Here is an 18,387-nt window from a genome sequence, read left to right on the forward strand (position 1 = left end):
GGTAGCTGATACCAAGCACCAGGATGACGCTTCCGGTGTTTCTGGAGATGGATGATGGCAAAGCTCTCCAAACGTTCCGTGGATCGTGCGGCTGCAGGTCCAACCCTAAAGGTGGTCTGGGATGACGAGTTGCGGGGGTTCGGCGTTCGCATCCATCCCACGGGCCGCAAGGTCTATATCGTGAAGTGCCGAATCAACGGACAACAGCGGTTCATCACCATTGGTCAGCACGGCCCTGTCACCGCCGAGCATGCGCGGGCACGGGCCTATGAAATCCTGTCCGAAGCGAAGAACGGGCGTGATCCGGCACAGGAGCTCGATCAGGGGCGGAAGGCCCCGACCATGAAGGCGCTGGGTGAGCGGTTTCTGGAAGAGCATGTTGCTGTACGCTGCAAGCCTTCGACCCAGTATGAATATCGGCGGTCGGTGGAGCTGTTCATCAATCCCAAGATCGGGACCCGCCGGGTCACGGACATCCAGCGCTGGGATATTGCGGAACTGCACCATTCGTTGCGGCACATCCCGTATCAAGCCAACAGAACCCTTGGCGTATTATCCAAGATGTTCAATTTGGCCGAAGTCTGGGGTCTTCGACCTGACGGCAGCAATCCATGTCTGCATGTGAAGAAGTTCCCGGAGGAAAAGCGGGAGCGCTTCCTTAGCGCGGACGAATATGCAGCACTGGGGCGAACACTGGCCGAGTTGGAAGCGGCGAAATCGGAGCCGGTTTCCGTCATCGCCGCCATCCGGCTGCTGATGCTCACTGGGTGCCGGCTTGGCGAAATCATGACGTTGAAATGGGCTTATGTCGACTGGCAGGCCAAGGCATTCAGGCTGCCGGATTCCAAAACGGGGGCCAAAGTCGTTCTGTTCGGCGATAGTGTCGCTGCCATCCTGCACGCCATTCCGAAGCTGCCGAATAATCAGTGGGTCATAACGGGCACAAAGGAGGGAGCCAGACTGACAGACCTGCAACCACCATGGCGGCGTGTTCGGGGACGGGCGGGGCTGGACGATGTTCGCCTTCACGACTTGCGGCACTTCTTCGCCAGCGGTGCCCTGTTCTTGGGCGAAGGGTTGCCGATGATAGGGAAGCTGCTGGGCCATACGCAGGTGCAGACCACCGCCCGGTATGCCCACCTTGCGCTTGATCCGGTCAGGAGCGCCGTAGAGAAGGTGTCCGGCTTCATTGCGAAGCAGGCTGCTGGCTCATCGCGCTCCAACTACACACGGCGCAGTCGGTTCAGGATAGTCGCCAGAACGCAACTGCCAGATACTCTGGACCATAATGATGCGGCTAAACTGGCTATTGATTGAGGGGCGGCGGACTTCTGGTAAGCGCCCCATTGTTGCCTTTCCGCCGTCGTTATGGCCGCCCGGTAAGCAGACATTGGGGCGTGCGTCTTACTTTGAACGCCGCTTGGCGAACAACTCGCCCAGATTGCGATCGGATGCCCAGGTCCGGCCAGATGCTGAGTTGCCCGGCAAAGGACAGTTTGGCGGACATATCCGAGAGGAAGAGAGGGGCGCCAGTGCACCCCCCCCCCGTTAGGCACTGGCGCCCTCCTTTGACTAAAGGACCAGTTCGGCAGCGGTGATGCTGGTAATGCCGGCCACGCTGACGGTCAGGTCGGCAACGCCGTCACCATCCAGATCGGCCAGCAGCGCGATATCCGCCCCGACGGTCTCCCAGCGCAACTGGCCGGCAACATTGGAGAAGGCCGCCCCGTCCAGCCAGGTGAAAGCGTCATCGCCCGGCAGGCTGGCATCGGCATCGATCGCCGACAGATCAATCCTGTCACCATCACCGGCCGAGAAGTCACTCACCATGTCACTGTTGCCAACGATGAACAGGTCGGCACCCGCTCCACCGGTCAGCGTGTCGGCGCCAATCCCGCCATCCAGCGTGTCATTGCCGGATGATCCGGCAATGACATTGCCGAGATCGTTGCCGGTACCGGCGAAATCGTCCGTCCCCGTATAGGCCAGGTTCTCGACATTGGCCGTCAGCGTATAGGCGGACAGGCTGGTCTGGACATTGTCGATCCCTTCACCTGCCGCCTCGCTGACCACGTCACCGGCATCATCGACGATGTAGGTGTCGTCGCCGGCCCCACCAACCAGACTGTCGGCACCGGCTCCGCCATCTAACGTGTCATTGCCATCCAGGCCATACAGCGTGTCAGCCCCGATGCCACCGATGAGCAGATTGCCGGAGCCATTACCCGTGCCGGCGAAGTCGCCCGTCCCCGTATAAGTCAGGTTCTCGACATTGGCCGTCAGTATATAGGCAGCCAGATCGGTACGCACCGCGTCGGTGCCCTGGCCTGTCGCTTCATTCACCACATCGCCGACATCAGCGACGACATAGATGTCGTTGCCCGTGCCGCCGGCCATGGTGTCTGCACCCGCCCCGCCATCCAGCAGGTTGGCTCCACTATTGCCCGTCAGGATATTGGCTAGGTCGTTGCCCGTGCCATCGATGGCCCCGGTCCCGGTCAGGGTCAGATTCTCGACATTGGCCGTCAGCGTATAGCTGACCGAGGCCTGGACCTGATCCGTCCCCTCATCGGCCAGTTCGTTGACGATGTCGCCGCCATTGTCGACGGTATAGGCATCATCGCCCGCCCCGCCGGCCATGGTATCAGCCCCGGCACCGCCATTCAGCGTATCATTGCCAAGGCCACCCTCCAGGCTGTTGGCGGCACCATTGCCGGTCAGGACATTGTCGCCATCATTGCCCGTGCCGTTGATCGCCACCCCGCCCGTCAGGGTCAGGTTCTCCAGCGTGCCATCCAGCACATAGCTGATCGAGGACTGCACCGTGTCCGTGCCCTCGCCAAGGGCCTCCACCACCACGTCGCCGACATTGTCCACGACATAGATGTCGTTACCCAGGCCGCCGGTCAGCGTGTCGGCACCCGCACTACCTGACAGGCTGTCATTTCCATCACCGCCTGTCAGGCTGTCATCGCCATTGCCGCCGACCAGCGTGTCGTTGCCGTCCAACCCCTCCAGCGTGTCATTACCGGACCCGCCGGTGATGGAATTGTTGGCCGCAGTGCCAATGCCCAGGAACCCGCTGGTACCGGTGAAGACCAGATTCTCGATATCACTGCCCAGCGTGTAGACGGACAGGCTGGTGCGCACGGTATCGGTACCCTGACCCGCCGTCTCCACCACCACGTCGCCGGCATCATCGACGATGAACGTGTCATTGCCCAGCCCGCCGATCATGTTGTCGGCACCGGCCCCGCCATCCAGCGTGTCGTTGCCCGCCTGACCATCCAGCGTATCGGTACCAGCCCCACCCTTGATGGAATTGGCCGAACTGTTCCCCGTGCCGGCAAAGTCACCGCCACCGGTGTAGGTCAGGTTCTCGATGTTGGCGGCAAGCGTCAGTGACGACAGGGCGGTTTCCACCCGGTCCGTCCCTTGGCTGACCCCTTCCACCACCACATCGCCGGCATCATCGACGAAATAAACGTCGTTGCCGGCCCCACCGGCCAGCGTGTCGGCACCCGTACCGCCGTCCAGCGTGTCATTGCCCGACCCGCCAGTGATCGAATTGCCGCCGCCATTGCCCGTGCCGGCGAAGTTGCCCGTGCCGATATAGGCCAGATGCTCCAGATTGGCCGCCAGGGCATAGGCGGTCAGGCTGGTGCGCACGGTCTCCACGCCCCCGGCATCTTCGATGACATCGCCGGCATCATCCACGACATAGGTGTCATCACCCAGGCCGCCAGCCAACGTGTCGGCTCCTGCACCGCCATCCAGCGTATCGTTGTCCGACCCGCCAGTGATCGAATTGGCCAAGCCATTGCCGATGCCGGCGAAATCCCCGCTGCCGATGAAGCTCAGGTTCTCGATCTCTGCCGACAGCGTATAGGCATTGGCCAGCGCGCGCACATGATCCATGCCGCCGCCGGCCCCTTCTATGACGACATCTCCGGTCTCCTCCACGGTATAGAGATCGTCCCCGGCACCACCTACAAGAGTATCGGCTCCGGACCCACCTGTCAGCGTGTCGTTGCCGGCACCGCCGGTGATGTTATTGGCCGCACCGTTGCCCGCGCCGGTGAAATTACCACTGCCCGAATAGGTCAGGTTCTCCAGTTGATCGCCCAGCGTATAGGCGGACAGGCTGGTGCGCACCGTATCCGTGCCAGCACCCGACCATTCCACGATCTGGTCGCCGATATTATCGACGATGAATGTGTCATTGCCGGTGCCGCCATGCAGCGTATCGGCACCCGCACCGCCATCCAGCGTGTCGTTACCCGCGCCGCCCTGGATCAGGTTGGTCAGATTGTTGCCCGTAGCGGTAAAGTTGCCGGTCCCCACGAAATAGAGATTCTCGACATTGGCGGACAGGGTTACGGCAGCGGCAGTGGCGTTGATCGTATCAACGCCGGCGCCGACTGCCTCCGTTACGACGTCGCCACTATCATCGACCACATAGGTATCATCGCCAGCCCCGCCAACCATCGTATCCGCGCCGAGCCCACCATCCAGAACATCGTCGCCATTCCCACCATCCAGCAGGTCGCTGTCGGCCAGGCCCGACAGGATGTCGTTGCCATCTAGACCCATCAAACGATCGCGGTATGGCGTACCCGTCAGGATATCGTCGCCAGACGTGCCCCATTGCTCGTAAAAGCCGTTCGGCAGTTGCGACGGGTCGCTGTAGAGACGGGTATAGATGCCGGTACCTGAACTGTCGGCGGCGACAAAGGCCGCCACCCAGCCGCCATCAAGGCGCGCTGCGACAGCCGGCTGGCCCTGGTCGCCCGCCGTGGTTTCGGATATCCGAAATTCTCCGTTCACTGGATTGCCATTGGCATCATAGCGCTGGCCATAGACGCCGAGCCCCGATCCGTCCTGCCCATCCGACTGCCAGGAGATCAGCCAGCCGCCATCGGAAAGAGCGGTCACTGACGCGGCATTTTGGGCACCCGCCGTATGGGTGTTGACTTGGAATTCCCCACCAACTTTATTGCCAGTCAGGTCGATACGCTGGGCATATATGCCGGCGGCAGAGCCGTCCTGGCTCTGTGATGCCCAGGCGACCAGATAATCGCCTCCGACCAGGGCCGTAACTGCCGGTATGGACTGGTTGTCCGCCGTCGTCGAGTTGATCACGAACTCACCGGCCGGGATGTTCTTGTTGGACAAAAGGATGCGGCCATAGATACCGAACCCTGATCCGTCCTGGCTTTCGGATTGCCAGACGGCAAGGGCATTGCCGTTGCCCAGGCTGGCAATGGCGGGGTTGTTCTGGAAGCCGGTGCTGAACTGGTTCAGCTTCATCTCCGGCGACGCCGCAGTGCCATCCACAAGGAACCCGCGCACATAGATATCGCTGTCGCCGGTAGCCACGGTGTGGGTGTAGATGAAATACACCAGACCATCGGCCACCTCGGTGACGTCGGAATGGAACTGGCTGAACGTGGTATTTACGTGCGTCAGGAACGGTGTGCCCTGCGGCGTGCCGCCGCCATCATAGAAGCGGGCATAGACGCCGTTGCCGCTGCCATCCTCGTTCAGCGACGACCAGGAAACAACATAGCCTCCGTTCGTCAGTGCCGTCACCTTGGCATCATGCTGGTTGTCGGCGGTTGTAGTGTTGATGCGAGCCTCCCCGCCCATCGGATTTCCGGCGGCATCGAAACGCTGTTGATAGATGCCCAGACCGGACCCGTCCTGTCCCGACGATTGCCACACCACCACATGACCACCGCCGGCCAGCACCGCCACTGAGGGGGCCGACTGGTCCTGCGTCGTGTGGCTGTTCACTGGCACGTTGCCGGGCACTACCACCATCGTCGTCGGAACAAAGCTCGTGATATCGGTGGTGACGGCGCTGCTCCAGTTCACCCCGTCGAATGCGCGGACCTGCACCTGTTCGGTGCCGGCCGCCGGTGCCGCCACCCAGGCCACTGTTGCCAACTGGTCGGCGCTGACGGTGAAGGGCGTGCCGGAGGCCTGCGTGATCCCGTTCACCGTGAAATAGCCGCCATCTGCCGCCAGATCAGTGAATTCAAAGTTGACGATATCATGGTCGCCGGCCGGCCGACCCCCACCGGCCGGATCCTGAAGCAGATCGAACAGGGTGACCGCATTCAGCTTGCCATTGACCGCGATCGTCGTGTCGGTGGCTGCCAAGACCGGAATCGTATTCGTCGGTGCCCAGATGCGGCTGGCGGTGGTCATGAGGCCATCGGACCGCTCCGTTTCCCACACGGCGATCCAGCCCCCATCTGTGCGGGCATCCAAGGCCACCTTCTGCTGGATGCCGCTGTTGCGTTGGTTAATGGCAAATTCCGACCCTATCGCGGCACCTGATGCGTCATAGCGCTGTCCATAAAGGCCCAGGCCGAAATCATCCTGGCCCATCGACTGCCACGCGATGAGGAAGCCGCCATCCGCGAGCGCTGTCACCGCCGGTTGGGACTGTGCGTTCGGCTGATAGGTATTGACGATGAATTCACCGCCGACGAGGTTGCCATGTGAATCAATACGCTGCGCGATCACAGCCTGACTGCCTTCGACTTGGCCGCTGGAGCCCCAGGTCACGACATAGCCGCCACCCTTGAGGGCGGCAACGGCCGGAAGGGCTTGGTCGTTGGCGGTGTATTGGCTGATCTGGAATTCGGGGCCGGCGAGATTGCCATCTGCCGATAGCAAGCGACCATAGATGCCATAACCGGAACCGTCCTGGTTCTCGGAATGCCAGACAGCCAGTACCTTCCCGTCGCTACCTACGGCAAGGTCGACCTCTCGCTGCTGGGCGGTGGTATAGCTGTTGATCCTGAAATCAGGGCCGCGCGCGGTACCGCTGCTGTCCCAGAAGCGGATGCGGATATCGGTATCGACGGCCGGCGTCGTTGCAACAGAATGAACAAAGGCCACGGCGAAGCCGCCGTCGGCCAGGGCCACCACATCCGACGTATACTGACCGCCAGCAATGGTGGAATTGACCCTGAACTCACCGCCTAAAGCCGTCCCGTCGGCGGCATAGCGACGAGCGTACACACCCCAGCTTGAAGTGTCCTGACCGTTCGATGACCAAGTTACGACATAGTCGCCATTGGCGAGGACAGTGATGGCAGGATATTTCTGATCACTGGTGACATAAGTATTGACCAGCACCTCCGCCCCGATCCGGTTCCCCTCGGCATCATGGCGTTGCAGAAGGATGCCGGAGCCGGAAGCGTCCCCGATCGCGGCTTCCCATACGACGATATAGCTGTTGTCGGGCAGGATCGCGATCTTGGGCAGCGCCTGCGCCCCCGCTACATTGGCGTTGGCAGCATGCTCAGTTTGCACTAACTGTACAGGAGAAGTTAGGGTGCTAGTAATCGTGCTAATAATGGGCGCGCTCCAATGATCGCCGTCGAAGGCCCGGATCTGAACCTGTTCACTGCCCGCTGCCGCCCCAGCTACCCATTGCACGCGGTACAGTTCGTCGGCCGCCACTGAGAAGGGGGTGTTGCTGGCCTGTTCGATCCCGTTCAGCAGGAAATGGCCGCCACCGACAGCGCTATCCGTAAACTCCACCAACTGCAACGTATGCTCACCGCCGGGCCGGCCAGGGCCGGCGCCATCGGTCTGGGTCTCGAATAGAGTGCTGGCATAGACGCTGTTCCCAGCCGCAACGCTCATGTTGTGCGCGGTCAGTGTCGCGGCGACATCCGTTTCCGCCCAAATGCGGGCATAGACGTCGCGGGTGCCATCGGCCAACGTTGTGGCCCAAGTGGCGACCCAGCCACCATCGGCACGTGCAGCGAGCACCGGCATATCCTGATCGCCGCCCACAGACTGAGTAATTAGGAACTCCTCGCCTATCGTGGCACCCGAACTGTCGAATCGCTGGGCATAGACGCCCGTGCCATCACCATCCTGGTCCAGGGAGGTCCAGCTGACGAGGAAGCCGCCATCCGCCAGCACCGTCACATTCGGCTCATCCTGCGGGCCGGTCGTGAAGCTATTGACCTGAAACTCGGACCCTACCTTTGCGCCGCTGCTGTCAAGACGCTGGCCAAAGATGCCGGTATCGGAACCATCCTGGTTTTGCGAACGCCAGACGACAACGTAGCCGCCGCCCGGCAACGCCGCGATCGTGGGCGCCCCCTGATTGCCGGCGGTGGTTGTACTGATCTGGAATTCACTGCCGCTGGCAGCACCGGTGGCAAGTACGAAACGGCCGTAAACGCCGTAGTCCGATCCGTCCGCTCCTTTGGACTGCCATGCGACCAGCGCCTTACCGTCAGCGCCGCCGGCCACGGCCGGCACATTCTGGAACGACGAAGTATACTGGTTCAGTCGCGGAACCGTCGTGTAGCCTGTCCAATCTGGCTTATAGACCCGGACATAGACGTCATAATCCGTGGAACTAACGACCTGGGCATAGGGAATGACGAAACCGCCATTGGTCAGCGCCGCGACGTCGGCGTTGAGCTGGCCACCCGCTGTGGTGATGTTAACCTGAAACGGCGTGGCCGCCGTGCCGGCTGCATTATACCGCCGGCCATAGACCCCCCAGCTGGAACCGTCCTCCCCGTTCGAGGTCCAGGTGATCACATAGCCACCGCCGGCTAGCGCCGTAACAGAAACATCCTGCTGTTCCAGCGACGTATAGGTATTGACCCGTGTCTCCGTGCCGATCTTGTTGCCTGCCGCGTCATAGCGCTGCTGATAGATGCCGGTGCTGGACGCGTCCTGGCCCGCAGATTGCCAAGCAACAACATAGCTACCGTCACTGAGCACCGCGATATCCGGGGCCGTCTGATCCGAGGTCGTATAGCTGTTAATACGAAACTGGTCGCTGACGACCATGGCATTGGCGGTAAAAGACATAAATTTATTCCTTCTGATTACACGAAGAATTATTTATATAAGCATATCAACTGACGCGTCAATTCACCTTTACAGCTAAATTAGGGCTATTTCCGACAATAATTCTTTTAATAAACGAAAAGCCAAAGCAATTATTCACAATAAATAGTGTACCAAAAAATGATTTTTTAAACAAATTTGAAAATATTTAATATTCTTTTTTATTTGTATAGAAAGTTTTCTATTTTAGATGAAGTGACAAGTTGGATGTGCTCGGAATACGTCTTCTCCGGCCTTATCAGCCCCAGATGTCCCATCATCACCGGCCAACATAAGCCCTCGTCGATGATTTGGTAATCGGGACCGGCCTGCGCCGGGATGATTATGGAACTCATGCCCAACCGCGCGCCCTTAAGTTATAATCAGAAACGCAATTTGCGTGCCGTGCAGATCATGTTGGGCCCCACACCAAGATTGAAACAACGACGCGCTGCAACTGGCGGAGGCGATGGGGATATAGAGGGCGGGAATGTCCGGAATCCCATTACGAACCCGGAAACCCGCCCATCCGCTTCCGGCCCCAACTCGGTCTTACGGCACCGTCCGGCCTATGACGACAGTGATTTCGTGCGGCGCATGTTTTGGGCTGCTGCTGCCCGCTGCCGCGCCACCGCAACCTGGTTATCCAACGCCCAAGTCCCAGCCCCCTTATCCGCTCTTGAGCAACAGCACGCACGCACCCGAAAATGCCCTGCATATTGCGGTCGAGGCTCTGGTGCTGGATGCCCGTGATTTCTCCGATCTTGCGCAATGGCTGCCCCGACGGCTCCAGCCATATGCGCGCCGCCCGCTCAATCTGCTCGGGGGCAGCAGTTATAGGCCGCCCTGGACGCAACTCACCCGCATCATTCATCGCCTGCCGTTTGGCGCGAGCTGGGGTCACGACCCCTCCAGCGCTGCCATCGTCATCATGCTGCGAAGCCTCAAGATGTATGGCTTGGCGCAGGCCGTCACCGATGTGATTGAGCAGGGCGCTCCCGCCTTTGAGGCCGCCATCTCCATCCTGAACCAACTGCTGAAAGCCGAGATGGCGGAACGTGAAGTGCGTTCCATCGCCTATCACATGAAAGCCACACGGTTCCCAGCCTATAAGGATCTGGCAGGTTTCGATTTCCAGGCCAGTGAGATCAACGAGGCCACTGTGTGCCAGCTCCACAGCTGCGCGTTCATCGACGGCGCGCGGAATGTCGTATTGATCGGTGGTCCGGGGACCGGAAAAACCCACGTCGCAACGGCTATCGCCATCCAGGCGATCGAACATCATCGTCGTAAAGCCCGGTTCATATCGGCCATCGAACTCGTCAACGCGCTCGAGCAGGAGAAGACCAAGGGAAAAGCCGGGCAGTTGGCCGAGGCCATGACACGCCTGGATCTGGTGATTCTGGACGAACTCGGATACCCGCCGTTTAGCGCATCTGGCGGTGCGCTGCTATTCCACCTGCTCAGCAAACTCTACGAGTGGACCAGCGTCATCATAACCACCAACCTCAGCTTCAGCGAATGGGCCACCGTCTTTGGCGATGCCAAAATGACCACCGCCTTGCTTGATCGACTGACACATCGCTGTCACATCGTCGAAACCGGAAATGACAGCTTTCGTTTCAAAGCCAGCACTGCCGCAGCATCCGCCAAAAGAAAGGGAAATCCACATGCCTTGACCCAACCATAAACCCCGCCGCATAGCTCAATGGCGGGTCATTTCTCGATGGAAATCCCGGGTCAGTTCCGCGTGGAAATCAACAAGTGTGCCGGGCCTTTTTATGGAGGCGTTTCAATCCGCGCCCCCGTCAAGGGGCGACCCTATCGGGTGGCAATTGGCTTTCCCAGCACTGGTTTCAATCCACGCTCCCGTGAAGGGGCGACCTGCCGTGACGCTGGCGCAGGCCAAGGCAGAAATCGTTTCAATCCACGCCCCCGTGAAGGGGCGACCGCGGCGGTTCTTCAACCTGGGCGTTTCTGGCCTGTTTCAATCCACGCCCCCGTGAAGGGGCGACTGCAACCAGCATCCCGCGCCGCCTGCTCCGATCTGTTTCAATCCACGCCCCCGTGAAGGGGCGACCCGGTCGTTAAGGGGTTAGAGGCCCTTTTCAATATGTTTCAATCCACGCCCCCGTGAAGGGGCGACCATCGATAGAGGATAAGACGGGCAACCGGTCAGCGTTTCAATCCACGCCCCCGTGAAGGGGCGACATCAGCGCGGGCCGCAGGTTACCGGCGGCATTGACGTTTCAATCCACGCCCCCGTGAAGGGGCGACACCACCACCGTCACCAGATGGGTAGCCTGGCGTGGCCGTTTCAATCCACGCCCCCGTGAAGGGGCGACTCGTTCTTGACGTTGTCCAGCGGCATTGACGCCACGTTTCAATCCACGCCCCCGTGAAGGGGCGACGTCTGGCCGGGCAAGGCCAGATCCATTAGACGACGTTTCAATCCACGCCCCCGTGAAGGGGCGACTTTCACGGGTCGGGCGGAGCCTGGTGCTCGCGTGGGTTTCAATCCACGCCCCCGTGAAGGGGCGACCTTCGCCCAGATCCGGCAGTTCCGGGCCAAGTTCAAGGTTTCAATCCACGCCCCCGTGAAGGGGCGACGCCATCCTGTCACCGATTGCCCCGCGGACTTACCAGTTTCAATCCACGCCCCTGTGAAGGGGCGACTCGTGATAACGTTGACCGCTGGACGGCAGCCGCCGCTGTTTCAATCCACGCCCCCGTGAAGGGGCGACGATAGCCTCTTGCAGTTGATCGGCGCGCAACGATGTTTCAATCCACGCCCCCGTGAAGGGGCGACGGAATGGGCGAGGTGACCTCCTCCACCCGCGCATAGTTTCAATCCACGCCCCCGTGAAGGGGCGACATGCCGACACCCAGCGCTAGGCAGCACAGCGCGACGTTTCAATCCACGCCCCCGTGAAGGGGCGACCAGCCCAGGCCGGCGGGCACACGTGAAGCGAGCGTTTCAATCCACGCCCCCGTGAAGGGGCGACCGGTGCAGGCATCATCTTCCGCCGGTCTGGCCCTGTTTCAATCCACGCCCCCGTGAAGGGGCGACTTGCCCAAGGTAGCTGCTGCTACCAGCGTCTGCGTGTTTCAATCCACGCCCCCGTGAAGGGGCGACTGTAGTTCGGCGGCACGCGGCCAGCGTCCACCGTGTTTCAATCCACGCCCCCGTGAAGGGGCGACTTTCGATAGGGTTGCCGTAGTTCCAGATTTCAATGTTTCAATCCACGCCCCCGTGAAGGGGCGACTTGGCGGTCAGCCTTGTCCTGGGTTACGCTTCGGACGTTTCAATCCACGCCCCCGTGAAGGGGCGACCGTGTCCAGACTGCGCAGCCCCTCGATCACGCTGTTTCAATCCACGCCCCCGTGAAGGGGCGACTGCAAACCGCATTCCGCGATGCCTTGGCGCGACAGTTTCAATCCACGCCCCCGTGAAGGGGCGACCCTACCGTATATCCCGGCAGCTTTACAGGGGCGGTTTCAATCCACGCCCCCGTGAAGGGGCGACACATGATTGCGCATCGTGTCGAAATGGATCAGATTGTTTCAATCCACGCCCCCGTGAAGGGGCGACCGCTGTCATAGGGATGGACGGCGCCACCGCCATGGTTTCAATCCACGCCCCCGTGAAGGGGCGACTTTGCAGGCAACGCACAAAGCAGTGGGGGCTGCGGTTTCAATCCACGCCCCCGTGAAGGGGCGACCTTCGCGTGTCCATCCACGCCGCGAGACTGAACTGTTTCAATCCACGCCCCCGTGAAGGGGCGACCCAATATCAACGTAACGATAGGACAATGACCATGGTTTCAATCCACGCCCCCGTGAAGGGGCGACGGCCTTTGAATATATACTTGTCCAAGAAGGTGCAAGAAGCGGCCTTGCGCGAACAGGGGGCGTTGGCGCTGCCCTCGGCGGCGGCGCTTCTGCTTCCGGAAGTTAAGATATTGTTATTGAGGTGACTTTTCCAGCGCGAACGGTACGCCATCTATCGGACAGCTTGGGGTTCGCGCGGGGGAAACACCCGGGATCAGAAGATAAGCGGGGCATCGAAATCCTGGGCCGGTTTGGCACCGACATGTTCGATGCGGCGGGCGGCGTTGGCGCCCAGGTGATAGAAGCGCAGGCTGTCCACTGTCGGATCAATTTCTCCCACCAGCCTTGCCCGCAGGGCCACCCACTGCGCCGGTTCGACCTCGCATTCGAAGACAGAAAACTGTACCCGCTGGCCAAAATCCTGGCAGGCGCGCGCGACGCGACGCAGGCGGCGTCGGCCTGCCGTGTCTTCCGTTCGCACATCATAAGTAATCAGCATCAACATGATGAGGAAATCCTATTTCCAGAGAAAGGGCGGATAACGGTCGAGGTCGCCGCGCAGATGACGTGCCAGCAACCGGGCCTGGATATGGGCGATCAGGCCAATGGTTATCTTCTCCTCCAGGAAGGGATGCAGCAGTTCCTGCCGCTTGCGCTCCTGATAGGTGGCGAGCACGGTTTTGCGGGCATCGTCGCGCAACATCACAGCACCGCCGTCATGCCATTCGAAATCCTTCGCCGTCAGTTGGCCCCGGTTCAGCAGCGACAGGGCCACCCGGTCGGCCAGCAGGGGACGCAACTCTTCCATCAGATCCAGCGCCAGTCCGGCCCGGCCTGGGCGGTCGCGGTGCAGGAACCCCACTTGCGGGTCCAGACCCACCACCTCCAGCGCCGAACGGCAATCATGACCCAGGATGGCATAAAGGAAGGAGAGAAGGGCGTTTGGCACGTCCAGGGGTGGGCGGCGGCTGCGCCCCCGAAACCGCAATTCCGGCGCGGCGGCGCGGATCAGATGGTCGAATACGCCGAAATAGGCACTGGCCCCCTCGCCTTCCAACCCGCGCACCCGATCCAGGTCGGTCGTTTCAGCCGCCAGCCGGGCCGCATCGGCCAGGCGGCGTTGGGCATCGTCTATGGCGGCGGCCTGATCGGGGGCCATGTTGCTGCCATGATCTCTCAGCGCGCGGCGGAGCACCGTCCGCTGGTTCGCCACCTTGCCCGCAACGATGCTGCCGGCGATGACGGCTGATACCACGGGATCGTCAGCCAGGCGGTATTGCCGGCGGCGCAGAAGCACGTTGCCGGATTGCGCGCCCTCTACCCTGGCGATGAATTTGCCATGTTCGGACAGGAAGCTGACACCGATCCCCTGTTCTGCGCAAAAGCCCATCAGGGCCGGCGACATGGCGACGCGGCCAAAACAGACCACCCCGCCCATCATGTGGGCGGGCACCCGGCCCCGTTCCTGTCCCTCCACCTCCACCACGATATTGGCCCCGTCCTTGCGCAGCCACGATCCCTCGGTGGTGACAAACAGGGTGTTCAGATGCTGGCGCATGGCCTTAATCCCGCAACTGCCGGCGCAGCCAGCCGGCCACGTCGGGATGGTGGGCCAGCGGGCGCGGCTGGCAGAGGTCGATCAGGGAGCATTGGCCGCATTTGCGCGCTTCAAAGGCGGGCGGCGGTGTTGTCCCGCTGTTCAGCATGGCGGCGATTTCAGCGGCTACCTGCACCGTCAGCGCGCGCAGGTCCGCATCGAAAACAATCTCCGTCCGCCGCCGCGTCTCCCCATAGAACAGGGCACCTTGTGATACCGGCTGGTCGAACATTTCTTCCAGACAGAGCGCCTGGGCGCAAAGCTGCACCTCGTCCGCGCGGTGGGATTTGGGGCGGCCGCGTTTGTACTCCACAGGAAAGGGAATGCCGCCGCGCAGTTCCACTACATCGGCAACACCCACGAGGTTCAGGCGGTGACAGCGCAGGGGCAGGGCCCGCAGGGTTCGCACCTCCCCCCGCCTTGTCCGCCCCGGCTGATCCGCGCGTTCATGCAGGATGCGGCCATCGGCGGTGGCCGCGTTTTCCGCCCATTGCCGCTCCAGATGGATCAAGGCGCATTGACGGGGGCAGAACAGCCAATGTTGAAGGGCCGACAGCGGGATCGGGTCATCATTTTCCATGCCGCCGGCCCTCCATTGTCATTCAGGCTCAGAACCGCTCGATGATCTCCACCCCCGCCGGCAAGCCTTCGCGGTTGATGGTCACGGCATAGTCGGCAAAGCTGCGGGCCGGCGGCCAATTGTCGGTGCGGGGGTCCTTTACCGGCACCTCGCTACCGGCATGGCGGCGCAGCACCTGCACCCGGTCAAACAGGCCAGGGGCAGCGGCATTGCCCAGGGCACTGGCATGTTTGAACAGGATCAGCTTGCGGCTGCCCATTTCACCGCGCGCGGCGGAACGGTCATGGTCGAACATCTGTTCCAGCGCCGACCAGAGCAGGTCCAGGTCATCCTGCGAAAATCCCGTCTTCTCCGCCAGTTTGGCCGAGATATAGCCATGGGCGCGGTACAGACCATAGGGGATGATGTGTTTGCGGCCCATGGTGCGGTTTTCCCGCCGCGCGCCCTCGGCCTCGCCTTCCTTCTTCTCACCCTCCGTCGTCGCGGCCATGCGGGTGATAGAAATCTCCAGCGGCAGGACAGGTTCCACGGACTGGGCAAAGGCGAACTGCACCGGGCCCCGCACCTGCCCGCAATTGATGCCGGTACCCATGACTGCGCCAAAGGTGCGGACATCGAAGAAATTGTCGCACATGAACTGGCGGACAGCCTTTTCTTCCTCGTCCCCCTTGGGCGTCAGCTTTTTGGCGGTGGCGACATCGGCATCACCCGGCCGCACAGCCTTATAGGCTTCGCGATGCTTCTCGTTCAGGATAGCCCCTTCCTGAACATAGATGCCCTTGCCCGGCTCCCCCTCATGGAACAGGCCGACAAAGTTTCGGATCTTGCGCTTCAGGCAGACATCCGTGACCAGCCCATGGTTGGTCTCCGGGTCCAGGCGCGGCAGGTTACCGGCGTCGGGGTCGCCATTGGGATTGCCGTTGGTGACATCGAACAGGAAGACGAACTCGTAACGATTATTCAGAGCACTCATGGATCAATCCTCCTGCCCTTGATGACCGGCCTCTTCGGCGGTTTTGCTGCTGCGCTCACTGCGCTGATGGTAATAGCCGACGACAAAGCGCCCCTGATCCTCCAGCCCGAAATGCCGGGGCAGAGTGGTGGCCAGACCGTCCATGATCTCCCCCACCTGCCCCTCGAACCAGCCGGCCAGCCGCTTGGTCTCCGGCTTCTTGCGCAGGACGGAGAGATGGTGGTTCGACCCGCGCAGCAGCAGCGGGAACACGGCGGATGGTGTGGCCGATGCCGCCCCAAAATACCGGTCGCGGATGCTGGCATTGACGCTGCCCAAGGCCCGATACTGGATACTTTCCAGCACGGCGAACAGCCGTCCCAGCCGATAGGCCGGGTTTGTCTCTTCCCTGTCCAGGCTCACGTACAGTTCCTCCTTCTCAGGCGTTTCATGTTTTTCGGGGGCGGCGATGCGGGCGTCGCGGGCCAGCCACGCCTTGACGATGGCCGCCCGCGCCGGGCGGATGTCCCCATCGGCGCGGATGCGTTGCAGCACTGCGGATAGAAGCGTGCGGGGATAGCGGCAGTTCGGGTTCAGGACGGCGCGCATCAACTCGCCCCCCAGCAACGGGGGGATATTTTCGGCCTTGTCCTGCACCGCCGTCTGGTAGAGCAGGGCCTGCAGCCTGGGTTCCCCCTTCCAGGCCGGCGGGTCCAGCCGCAGGTCCGACCAGTGCCAGCGCAGCGCCGAGGCAAAATTGCCCAGCGTCGTCTCCTGCCAGAACCGCACCGACAGGCGGGCAGCGTTGGGGGCCAGCCCCAGGATGTAAAAACGCGTGCCCGGGTCGACGGTCACCGATGCCCGTTCCACCGGCATCCCCTTGGCCAGCTTTTCCAGCGCGTCGCGCACCTTGCGTGCCTCCTGCGCATCGGTCGGGATGTCGTCATCTTCATCGGCGAACCGGGGGGCAAGGGCGGCACCGGCGAGTGCCTCGGCCTCCCTGGCCGCCGCGATGCCCGACGCATCGGCCCAGAAGGCGACGGAGGCATCGCCCACCTGCACGCGGTTATCGCTGCCTTTGGCCAGCAGCGCGTTCAGCGCCGTGCCATAACCAAAGGATGCCGCCTCTGACACCGGCGCATTGCCGCCCTGTTCCTTGGCGTAGGATGTGAAGGCATCCAGATTGAAAGACACCAGCGAGGCACCGGAACTCTGCGCGCCCCAGACCCCCTTGATGGCGGGATGCAGGCGGGCGGCGGGGGCCTGTTCGCCCGTGACCAGACACATCTGTTTGTCGCTGGCGGTGGCGGCCAGTTCCCGGCGCCAGATTTCCTGCGCGGTGGGGCGCTCATGCAGGAACTGGCCGGGATAATCCTCATCCAGGGCGAAGATGATGTTCTGGTCCAGGATATCAGTGTCCCAGCCCTGATCGCTGAAGCTATCCGGGTTCCAGGATCGCAGAAAACAGAGCAGGGCCTGCAGGCCGGGATCGTTGCTTTGCCCCAGTGCTGCCTCATGCTTCTCCCGGAACGCAGCAAGATGGGCGGGATAGGCGGCAATGCCGCCGCTGGCCTTATCCTTGCCCAAACCCAGCACGAATTTTGTATTGTCCCACAGGAAGAAGGCGCGGGGCGTCACGCCGGGGCGCTTGAAGCTGGCGGGGACGGGCATGGGCGTGGGCGGGCGCTTCTTGTCCGTGCCGCGCAGATCATCGGGCGGGCGGGACAGGGTGCCATCCCGGTTCAGCACCAGGCAGAAGCCGATGCCTTCGGTGGAGAAGCCGAAGGGCGGGGCTGCCCCCTCGGCTAGCAACCGGTCATAATGCCGGTTCAGGGCCGCCAGGATGGTCATGACCGCACCTCCCCGCTCTGTCGGTCCGGGACACGCAGCACGCCGCCCAACAATTGCGCCCGGAAGAACAGCGGCACACAACGGTCGTCGCAGCGATGCCCGCCCGGATCACCATGGTGATCCATGTCCAGCAGCATCCAGCCCAGATCCTTGTCGGCCTGTTCCGTTGGCAAGCTGTGGGCGGGGACAGGACCGGTCCACAGCTCGAACGAAGCCGGAAATTCCCGCGACCCAAAACAAGGCTGCTGGAAACATTGTCCGGCGGCGGCGCGACGGTTGAAAATGTCCATATGCTTGGCCGGATTGTCGTCCGGCCCCGCGCGATCCGTCATTTCGAAATGCGCCTCGATGATGTAATCGACATCGCGCAGCAGGGTGGCAGCTCGCTGCTGCCGGTCCTGATCGGCGCGGGTGTAAAGGTCGGTGACATGCCCGGCCTTCATGGCCTGTTTCACCTTGGCCACCGGTACCTTGGACGCCACCTCGTTGCGGCGGATCGACATGAACTGAATAGGTTTCAGCACATGGATACGATCCACCACCCAGGTGATGGCCGGCTTCCAGTGGACGGCCTCCAGAATGCCCCGAGCGGCAGAGGGCGTCAGGACGTCGTAGGATACCCGCTCCACCTTCATCTCCGGTCGGGTGAAGCAGGCAAAATCACCCCGCACGCGCAGTTTCACGCCGAATGGCATTCGC

9 protein-coding genes and 1 CRISPR repeat array are annotated in these 18,387 nt (G+C 61.8%); of the genes, 2 read left to right on the plus strand and 7 right to left on the minus strand.

The genetic code is table 11. The features are described from left to right. Positions 1 to 51: 51 nt before the first annotated feature. Positions 52 to 1,317, plus strand: coding sequence for a tyrosine-type recombinase/integrase (locus C0V82_RS20420; RefSeq protein ID WP_308421128.1), 1,266 nt, complete (start codon positions 52 to 54; stop codon positions 1,315 to 1,317). A gap of 255 nt (positions 1,318 to 1,572) precedes the next feature. On the opposite strand, the gene C0V82_RS20425 is transcribed toward C0V82_RS20420, so the two are convergent. Further along, positions 1,573 to 8,859: a calcium-binding protein gene (locus C0V82_RS20425; protein ID WP_158660090.1), complete on the minus strand. Its 7,287-nt coding sequence runs from the start codon at positions 8,857 to 8,859 to the stop codon at positions 1,573 to 1,575. Between the two features lie 949 nt (positions 8,860 to 9,808). Here C0V82_RS20425 and istB point away from each other — a divergent pair. Further along, a complete protein-coding gene (istB, locus tag C0V82_RS20430) occupies positions 9,809 to 10,567 on the plus strand; it encodes an IS21-like element helper ATPase IstB (RefSeq protein ID WP_102114449.1) in 759 nt (252 codons plus the stop codon). A gap of 99 nt (positions 10,568 to 10,666) precedes the next feature. Beyond that, positions 10,667 to 12,729: a CRISPR direct-repeat array (repeat unit 31 nt; unit sequence GTTTCAATCCACGCCCCCGTGAAGGGGCGAC). A 193-nt stretch (positions 12,730 to 12,922) separates the two neighbouring features. On the opposite strand, the gene cas2 is transcribed toward istB, so the two are convergent. The 6 genes from cas2 to cas5c are packed head-to-tail and all read right to left on the minus strand — an operon-like array spanning position 12,923 to position 18,383. Continuing rightward, the gene (gene cas2, locus C0V82_RS20435) at positions 12,923 to 13,213 is read right to left on the minus strand and encodes a CRISPR-associated endonuclease Cas2 (protein WP_102114218.1); all 291 of its coding nucleotides are present in this window, start codon (positions 13,211 to 13,213) and stop codon (positions 12,923 to 12,925) included. A gap of 12 nt (positions 13,214 to 13,225) precedes the next feature. Next, positions 13,226 to 14,266, minus strand: coding sequence for a type I-C CRISPR-associated endonuclease Cas1c (gene cas1c, locus C0V82_RS20440; protein WP_102114219.1), 1,041 nt, complete (start codon positions 14,264 to 14,266; stop codon positions 13,226 to 13,228). Between the two features lie 4 nt (positions 14,267 to 14,270). Next, positions 14,271 to 14,885, minus strand: a complete 615-nt coding sequence (gene cas4 / locus C0V82_RS20445) for a CRISPR-associated protein Cas4 (protein WP_102114220.1) — start codon at positions 14,883 to 14,885, stop codon at positions 14,271 to 14,273. A gap of 28 nt (positions 14,886 to 14,913) precedes the next feature. Beyond that, a complete protein-coding gene (gene cas7c / locus C0V82_RS20450; RefSeq protein ID WP_102114221.1) occupies positions 14,914 to 15,858 on the minus strand; it encodes a type I-C CRISPR-associated protein Cas7/Csd2 in 945 nt (314 codons plus the stop codon). 3 nt (positions 15,859 to 15,861) lie between these two features. Next, a complete protein-coding gene (cas8c, locus tag C0V82_RS20455) occupies positions 15,862 to 17,688 on the minus strand; it encodes a type I-C CRISPR-associated protein Cas8c/Csd1 (RefSeq protein WP_102114222.1) in 1,827 nt (608 codons plus the stop codon). Beyond that, positions 17,685 to 18,383: a type I-C CRISPR-associated protein Cas5c gene (gene cas5c, locus C0V82_RS20460; RefSeq protein WP_102114223.1), complete on the minus strand. Its 699-nt coding sequence runs from the start codon at positions 18,381 to 18,383 to the stop codon at positions 17,685 to 17,687. Before cas5c ends, cas8c begins: the two co-directional genes overlap by 4 nt. Positions 18,384 to 18,387 lie beyond the last annotated feature (4 nt).

The organism is Niveispirillum cyanobacteriorum (assembly GCF_002868735.1).
In the GTDB taxonomy this organism is placed as follows: Bacteria; Pseudomonadota; Alphaproteobacteria; order Azospirillales; family Azospirillaceae; genus Niveispirillum; species Niveispirillum cyanobacteriorum.